This window comes from Tessaracoccus pujii, assembly GCF_055326215.1.
This window is the reverse complement of the sequence record NZ_JBUZNP010000017.1, coordinates 21,086-28,947: the sequence shown is the minus strand read 5'-3', so window position 1 is coordinate 28,947 and position 7,862 is coordinate 21,086. Positions and strand designations below refer to the sequence as shown.

The window sequence follows — 7,862 nt, the reverse complement described above, 5'->3', positions numbered from 1 at the left end:
TGTCGGCGGACACGGAAAAATGCCCAGTGACGGTCATGTAGTTGCCCGCTGGCGGTCATGAAATCTGCCCGGTGGTGGCCATGGGATCTGCCCGACACGACATCCGTTGCCTGCCGCGTCCGCGGTCGGCGTCCCTTCCTCGAGTGCGATGAGTGGTGCTGAAGCACTGTTCGTCACCCGGGAAGGGACATCTTGAAGTCTGCCGAGGAAATCATGGAAATCTTGGATGCTTACGATCTGACCGGGTCGTTGCGTGACACCGCCGAGTTGGTGGGGTGTTCCCATCACACGGTGAAACGCTATGTGGAGGCCCGCGACAAGCTGGGTGGCCCGCCGTCGGGGACGGCCCGCCGGCCGCAGTTGATCGACGACTACCTGGAGAAGGTCGAGGAGTGGGTCGAGCGGTCGAAGGGGAAGGTCCGCGCCGACAGGGTCCACCAGAAGCTGGAGTGGCTGGGCTACACCGGCTCGGAGCGCACCACCCGCCGAGCGGTCGCGGCCGCGAAGACCGCGTTCCGGGTCGGGAACCGCCGGGTTCATCGGCCGTGGGTGACCGAGCCCGGGATGTGGTTGCAGTACGACTACGGCGACGGGCCGTTGATCGACGGGGTCAAGACGGTCCTGTTCGTCGCCTGGGTCGCGTGGTCGAGATTCCGGGTGGTGCTGCCGCTGCGGGACAAGACCCTGCCCTCGGTGTTCGCCGCCTTGGATGTCACGTTCCGCCGGATCGGGGGCGTCCCGACGTATGTGTTGACCGACAACGAGAAGACCGTCACCAGTGAGCACATCGCCGGGATCCCGGTCCGGAACCAGCAGCTGGTCGCCTTCGCCTCGCATTATGCGGTGACGGTTCACACATGTGTTCCGGCGGACCCGGCGAGCAAGGGCGGCACCGAATCATCGGTGAAGCTCGCGAAGGCCGACCTGGTGCCCACCGACGCCAACCTGCGCGACGCCTACGACACGTTCGCCGACCTCGAAGCCGCCTGCGAGGCGTTCTGCGACTTGGTCAACGCCCGCCCGCATCGGGTCACCCGCCGGGCCCCGGCCGAGATGCTGGCCGAGGAACGCCCACGGTTGCATCCTGTCGCCGCGGCGCCGTTCACGGTCGCGTTCGGGACCACGAGGGTGGTGCCGGACAACACGCCGATGGTGAACTTCGAACACGGCCAGTACTCCGTCCCTCACCGGCTCTGCGGCGAGACGGTCTGGGTCCGCGTCCACGGCCGCGGCGCGGATGAGCAGATCGTGATCTGCCACCTCGACGACGCGGGCCCGGTCGAGGTCGCCCGCCACCGACGCGCCACCCCAGGCACGCCGATGCTTGAGGGGCTGCATTTCCCGCCCGCCCCGGCCGGGGCCCTGGAGCGGTCACCCAGGGCGAAGACGGTCGCTGACACCGAGTTCCTCGCCCTCGGTGAAGGGGCGCGGATCTGGCTGGTCGAGGCCGCTCACGCGGGCACCGGGAAGATGCGGGTCAAGATGGCCGCCGCGGTCCAGCTGGCACGCCTGTTCAACCCCGCCGACGTCGACTGGGCCTTGGGGCATGCCGCCGTCCACGGCCGCTTCGCCGAGGCCGACCTCGCCTCCATCCTCGACCACCACCGCAGCCGACCCCACCCCCAACAGCTGCAGGCCAGCGAGGACCAGTCCCTGACCCAAGGCACCCGCGGCTGGGCCACCTACGGCACCAACCCCGCCCAGGAGATCGCCTCATGACCGCACCGAAGGTCGCCGTCCCCGTCGCGGGAGTCCCGGTCGCCCCGCCGCTACCGGCCGATCTGGAAGGCCTGCTGCGCCGGATGCGGTTGCCCTACATGCGGGCCCAGGCACCTGACATCCTCGCCACCGCCCGAGCGCAACGCTGGGACCCCGCCGAAATCATCAAGGCCCTCCTCATCGAAGAGGTCACCGGAAGGGAACGCTCCGCGCTCGCCACCCGCCGCACCGCCGCCGGGTTCCCCACCGGGAAAACCTTCGACGCCTGGCAGCCGACCGCCTCATCGATCCCGGCCCCCACCCAACAAGCACTCCGGACCCTGGAATGGGTCGGTCGGCGGGAGAACCTCGTCGTCTGCGGCCCCTCCGGCACCGGGAAGACGTTCTTCCTCGAAGCACTCGGCCAACACGCCGTCGAACAAGGACTACGCGTCGCCTGGTTCACCCTCGAAGACCTCGGCCTCCTGCTGCGCCGGCACCGCGCCGACGACACCGTGTCGAAAGCCATCGCCCGGATCCTGCGCGCCGACGTCGTCGTCGTCGATGACATCGGCCTGCTGCCCGTGTCCCACGACGCCGCCGAGGGCCTCTACCGCTTGGTCGACGCCGCCTACGAGAAACGCTCCGTCGCGATCAGCTCCAACCTCCACCCCGCCGGCTTCGACGAACTCATGCCCAAAACGCTGGCCACCGCCACCGTCGACCGGCTCCTCCACCACGCCCACGTCTGCCAAACCAGCGGCGACAGCGTCCGCCTCACCCAAGCACTCGCCGGCCGGGGGGTGACCCCCTTGCACTAACCACGCCCTCGACCGAGGTGGATGGCCAACAACCCCCTGGGGCAGATCCCATGGCCACCACCGGGCACTTCTCGTGACCGCTACCGGGCAGGTTTCATGTCCGCCTCCGGGCAGAAACCAGTGGCCCTTGACAGACCTGCCCGGTGTGAGGAGCGCGGTGACGACGAGCCTCGCGGCACCGTCGGGAACTGTGGGCCGCGCAGCAGCGCATGAACTTGAATGATCAAGTGGCGCGGCTACCCTTGGGACGACAGCCCGCCAGCCCGAGGAGCACCATGTCCATCGTCATCACCGCCGCCACCGGTCAGCTCGGGAACCTCGTCGTACAGAGCCTGCTCGCCCGCGGGGTCCGGGCCGACGACATCGTCGCCACCGGGCGAGCCCTCGACCGTCTCGCGGCGCTCCGCTCCCAGGGCGTCCGCACCGCCGTCCTCGACTACAACAACCCCGCCGACGGCGTCATCAACGAAGGCGACACGGTGCTGCTGATCTCCGGCAGCGAGGTGGGCCAGCGGATCGCCCAGCACGGCAACGTCATCGCGGCGGCGAAGTCCGCAGGCGCGGCCCGGATCGTGTACACGAGCGTGGTCGGAGCGGACAGCACCAGCCTGCTCGTCGCGCCCGAGCACGTGGCCACCGAGCAGCTCCTGCGGGACAGCGGCCTCACCTACACACTCCTGCGGAACGGCTGGTACCACGAGAACTACCAGCCCACCTTCGAGCAGGCCCGCCGGGCCGGCGTCGTCGTCACCAGCGCGCGCAACGGGCGGGTGTCGAGCGCCGCCCGCGCCGACTACGCCGAGGCCGCCGCCGTCGCGCTGAGCGGCGACGGGCATGACAACGCCGTCTACGAGCTCGGCGGCGACACCACATGGACGATGCGGGACCTCGTAAACACCTTCGCGGAGGTCCTCGGTCAGCCCGTTTCCCTCCGGGAGGTCGATACCGATGAGCACGTCAGCGTCCTACGCGAGGCCGGACTCGACGACGGCACCATCGGGTTCATCACCACGCTGGACACGAACACCGCCGACGACACCCTCCTGGTCACCAGCGGGGACCTGTCGCGGCTTATCGGACGGCCCACCACGCCCATCGACGACGCGGTCCGTTCCTGGGCGCGCGGTATCGCCTGAGGCTCATCCACTCGCCGTCGGCGAGGAGAGGACTCCAGGCCGCCCTTCGCGGATGCATCACGGTGCCGAGCGCGCTCCTAGGTGCGGAGGCAGGCGCGCGCCGGGGAGCGATCAGTCGAGGGGAGCCGTGCGCTGGGCCAGGATGCTGGAGGCGCCCAGGCCGACGGTGACCAGCAGGAATCCCCCGACGGCACCGACGAACGGCGCGATCCCGGCCGCCAGCAACGGGACGATCACCTGCCCGGTCCGATTGGCCATGAACCGCAGCGACGCTGCCCGTCCCTGCGCGTCGAGGGGCGCGGCCAGGGCGCTCCACGCGCCGGTGATGGGATCGGCCACGCCCAGGCTGGCGCCTACCACGGCCATGATCAGCAGCAGCACCCAGGGCGACGAGGGTACGGCGATGGAGCCCATCGCCAGCGTCGCCAGGGCCAGGCCGACGACGACCACGCGTCGGGCACCCCATCGGTCCACCATGGGGTTGAGCGCGATCCGCACCAGCGCGGAGGCGACGGCGCGGGAGACCAGCAACCAGCCCACGAATCCGCTGCTCAGGCCTCGCTCGCTTCCGAGCAGCGGCAGGTAGAGGGCGGTCATGTCGATCGCCGCAACGACGAGCCCAGAGATCGTGACCGCGGAGACCAACCGCCGGAGGTGCAGCAGTTCCCGCCACCCGGGCGCGACCGCCGTCGCTGATCGCCGGTCCTCGGGACGCGTCCAGAGCAGCGACAACAGCGGGCACGCCGCCAGGGCCACGGTCATGGTCACGAGGATGGGGGTGCTCGGGGGAACGGCCGCGGAGCCGCTGATCAGCGCGAGGAAGCCGGGGCCCAGGATGTGCCCGACGGACAGCGAGAGCGACAGCGCCGCGAACAGGTGGTGCACCCGGTCGGTGTCGCGGCCGAAGGCGCTGGCGGCCGTCTGCAGCCCGACGAGCGCGAGGAAATGACCGAGCCCGAGAACCACCGCCCCCAGGAGCAGGAGCCACGGGCTCCACGCCTGGACGAGCAGCAGTCCGCCCACGGTCATCGTCGAGGTCCCCGCGACCAGGGACAACCGAGTTCCCCAGCGGTCGCTGAGGTTCCCGAGCAGCGGTGCCGCCAGCAACGGCGCGACGGCGTAGGCCGCTCCCACCACGCCGATCCAGCCCGGGTCCATGCCCTGTTCGATGATCCGGTACGTGAGCGAGGGCCGGATCGTGAACACGGCGGCGGCGGTGGCGAGCGCGATCCCGCCGATGACGGTGTAGGCCCGCCACCTGCTCAACCCGGGACCCGCGGTCACCGCCTGACCGGATCGGGCTGCCCCGCGCACTGGAGGTCAGGCACGTGCACCAGCCCGCCTGCCGAACACCTGACCCGCGGCCAGCCCGGTCCCGCCCGGGTAGCCGCCCCAGTACAGGCCGCCCATCAGCTCGCCTGCCACGAAGAGGCCGGGGATCGGCTGCCCGTCGGCGTCGAGGACGCGACCGTCGACGTCGGAGGCCAGGCCGCCGTAGGTGAACGTGATGCCGGACACCACCGGGTAGCACCAGAACGGCGGCGACTCGAGCCCGACGGCCCAGTTGGACTTCGGCGGGTTGCACTCCGCCCGGCGTCCGTCCAGCACCGTCGGGTCATAGGGCTTCGTCGTGTCGACGGAGGCGTTGAACTCCTCCACCGTGCGGCGCAGACCCTCGGCGTCGATGCCGGCCTTCTCCGCGAGTTCCTCGACGGTGTCGGCGGAGATGACGGTGGCGCCGGGCATGTCGTACTGGTCGACGCGCAGGTCGCCCCGAACCGAGTTGTCGAACAGCTGGAACGCCCGGCCGCCCGGCTGGTTCAGCACGGCCTTGCCGGTCTTGGAGTAGGTGTAGTTGCGGAAGTCGGCGCCCTCGTCGATGAAGCGATCACCGTCCCGGTTGACGATGATGCCGACGGGGTAGCTGAGCCGGGCCAACGTGTTGGTGAGCTCGCGGTTCGAGGAGTTCTCGGGGTAGTCGGCGTCGATCATCGTGGCGTGGGGGACGTCGAAGTCGCCGTCGGCTGCGGCCCCGACGGCGAGTGCGGCCGTGAGCATCTCGCCGGTGCTCGTGGGGGTGCCGCGCACCACCACGTCGCGCCACTCCTCCCCGAAATACTTGGCCCGGAGCTCCGGGCTGGCGTGGAACCCCCCGGAGGTGAGGATGACCGACTCCGCGGTCAGTTCCCGTGTGGTGCTGTCGGGATCGGTGACGGTGACGCCCGTGACCCGGCCGGCGGACGTGACCAGCCCGGTGACGTGGTGGCCGTAGCGGATCTCCACCCCGAGTGCCTCGGCGAGCTGGGTGTAGTCCCGGATCATCCCGATCCCGGTACCCACGTTGCCGACGTGCAGCCCGCCCCAGAACAGGATCGTGCCGTCGTCGTTGAAGTGCGCCTGCCGCCCGTAGAGGAGCTCATAACGCATCCCCAGGGAGTGAAGCCACCGCAGCGCGTCGTGCGACTCTGTCACCAGCACCCGGGTGCGCTCCGGGTCGTTGCGGTTGCCCGAGAGCTTGGAGATGTCGCCGGTGTACTCCTCGACGCTGTACGGGGGCACGACGGTGACGGCGTGCCGCTCGTCGGGTTCCAGGATCGGCAGCAGGTCCTCCAGCCCGTCGTGAATGATGCGGGTGGCGCCGTGGGTGTAATAAGAGTTCCCGCCGGCCGCCTCCCTGTCCGCCTTCTCGAGCAGGAGCACCCGCCGGCCGCGCTCGGCGGCGGCCAGCGCAGCGCAGAAGCCGGCGTTACCGGCCCCCACGACGACGACGTCGGCGTCAGGCATGGGGCGTGCCTGCCTTCGCCGCGTTCACGCCCGCCGTGCGGCCGAAGGTGACCGAGCGCATCACGGAGGTGGATCCCGCATACATCTCGAAGTAGAGGCCTGTCATCTCGCCGGCGCCGTAGAGGTTCGGGACGGGGTACCCGTCGGAGGTGACTACACGCGCCTCGAGATCGGTCTTGACGCCGCCGAAGGTGAACACGTTGGCGCAGATCTGCGGGTAGGCGAAGAACGGGCCCTGGTCCAGGGGCCGCGCCCAGTTGGACTTGGCCGGCTGGCCCTCGGGCTTGGCGCCCAGGTGGTCGAGGGCGGACCAGTCGTAGCCGGACTGGTCGTCGGGGCACGCCGCATTGAACGCCTCGACGGTCGCCTGCAGGGCACCATCCGGCATCTCCAGCAGCTGCTCCAGTTCCGCGATCGAACCGGCCTCCACCGGGGGCACGTCAGTCAGCACGGCGTGCTCGTAGCCTGGGGTGGACAGCACTTTCTGGTCGAAGACGGCGTAGGCGATGGAGTCGGGCTCCTTGAACAGGGCCCGGGCCACCCTCTCGTACGTCTGGTCCACGGTGTTGGCGCCCTCGTCGATGAACCGCGTGCCGAACTTGTTGACGACGATCCCGTAGGGATAGGTCATGACGACGGCCTCGGCCACGTCGGACCGGGGGTCCTTGGGCTCGGCGTGGAAGATGTCGAACTGGCCGGCCGTTCCGCCGCCGACCTCCATCGCCATTCGCAGGCCGTCGCCGCGGTTGTTGCGGCCGCCCATCGAGATGGGCGGGATGCGGTAGGCGCTCTCGCCGATGTAGCGCGACATCATTTCGCCGTTGGCCTGGAACCCCCCGGTGGCGAGCACCACGGAGCCGGCCTCGACGCGACGCAGCGCGCCGTCGGGGTTCCGCACGACGATGCCGGTCACGGCACCGGCGTCGTCGACCATGAGCTTCTCGGCGGACGTCTCGTACCAGACGTCGATGCCCGTCTGCTCGACAGCAGCGAAGAGGGTTTCGACGATGTGCTCACCCCCACCCACCGGCGAGTAGCGGGTGGCGGACGCGGTGAGGAAGATCGTGGGGAGGGCCTCCAGCTGGACGCCCTTGTGGACCATCCAGCCGAAGGCCTCGGGCACCTTCTCAGCCAGGCGCTCGTAGTACTCCCCGGATGCCTGGCCGCGGGAGACCGTGACGCCGTACTCGGCGAGGTTGTCGACGGGGGTGGTCCGGTCCTTCAGCCGGAGGAAGGCCCCCGACCAGCGGGTATTGCCTCCGCGCAGGTCCTTGGTGGACCGCTCCAGCATGGCCACGCTGGGATTGTCGACGGTCTGGGCGAGGGCCTCCCATGCGCTCAGCGCCGCGGAGAGTCCCGCGGCCCCTGCACCGACCACCACGACGTCGTAACGGGGATTCTGCTCGGTCATCATTGACTCCTG

General features: G+C 69.9%; 6 protein-coding genes. 3 read left to right on the top strand and 3 right to left on the bottom strand.

The features are described from left to right. Positions 1-192 precede the first annotated feature (192 nt). From istA to ACZK5N_RS14465, 3 genes are all read left to right on the top strand, one after another. Positions 193-1,719, top strand: a complete 1,527-nt coding sequence (gene istA, locus ACZK5N_RS14475) for an IS21 family transposase (protein ID WP_459017652.1) — start codon at positions 193-195, stop codon at positions 1,717-1,719. Next, on the top strand, positions 1,716-2,519 hold the full coding sequence (gene istB, locus ACZK5N_RS14470) for an IS21-like element helper ATPase IstB (RefSeq protein ID WP_459017651.1): 804 nt from the start codon (positions 1,716-1,718) through the stop codon (positions 2,517-2,519). Before istA ends, istB begins: the two co-directional genes overlap by 4 nt. A gap of 275 nt (positions 2,520-2,794) precedes the next feature. Further along, positions 2,795-3,655 carry an NAD(P)H-binding protein gene (locus tag ACZK5N_RS14465; RefSeq protein ID WP_463625200.1) on the top strand — a complete coding sequence of 287 codons (861 nt, stop codon included), beginning with the start codon at positions 2,795-2,797 and terminating at the stop codon, positions 3,653-3,655. A gap of 111 nt (positions 3,656-3,766) precedes the next feature. On the opposite strand, the gene ACZK5N_RS14460 is transcribed toward ACZK5N_RS14465, so the two are convergent. Genes ACZK5N_RS14460 through ACZK5N_RS14450 form a run of 3 tightly spaced genes read right to left on the bottom strand, consistent with a single transcriptional unit; the run spans position 3,767 to position 7,850 of the window. Beyond that, positions 3,767-4,939 carry an MFS transporter gene (locus ACZK5N_RS14460; RefSeq protein ID WP_463625199.1) on the bottom strand — a complete coding sequence of 391 codons (1,173 nt, stop codon included), beginning with the start codon at positions 4,937-4,939 and terminating at the stop codon, positions 3,767-3,769. 36 nt (positions 4,940-4,975) lie between these two features. Then, positions 4,976-6,439, bottom strand: coding sequence for an FAD-dependent tricarballylate dehydrogenase TcuA (gene tcuA, locus ACZK5N_RS14455; RefSeq protein ID WP_463625198.1), 1,464 nt, complete (start codon positions 6,437-6,439; stop codon positions 4,976-4,978). Continuing rightward, the gene (locus ACZK5N_RS14450; protein WP_463625196.1) at positions 6,432-7,850 is read right to left on the bottom strand and encodes an FAD-binding protein; all 1,419 of its coding nucleotides are present in this window, start codon (positions 7,848-7,850) and stop codon (positions 6,432-6,434) included. Before ACZK5N_RS14450 ends, tcuA begins: the two co-directional genes overlap by 8 nt. Positions 7,851-7,862 lie beyond the last annotated feature (12 nt).

What these genes read in the sequence shown, in the direction of transcription:
- istB (WP_459017651.1), top strand. Translation starts at nt 1,716, where the DNA reads ATGACCGCACCGAAGGTCGCCGTCCCCGTCGCGGGAGTCCCGGTCGCC.
- ACZK5N_RS14465 (WP_463625200.1), top strand. Translation starts at nt 2,795, where the DNA reads ATGTCCATCGTCATCACCGCCGCCACCGGTCAGCTCGGGAACCTCGTC.
- tcuA (WP_463625198.1), bottom strand. Translation starts at nt 6,439, where the DNA reads ATGCCTGACGCCGACGTCGTCGTCGTGGGGGCCGGTAACGCCGGCTTC.
- ACZK5N_RS14450 (WP_463625196.1), bottom strand. Translation starts at nt 7,850, where the DNA reads ATGACCGAGCAGAATCCCCGTTACGACGTCGTGGTGGTCGGTGCAGGG.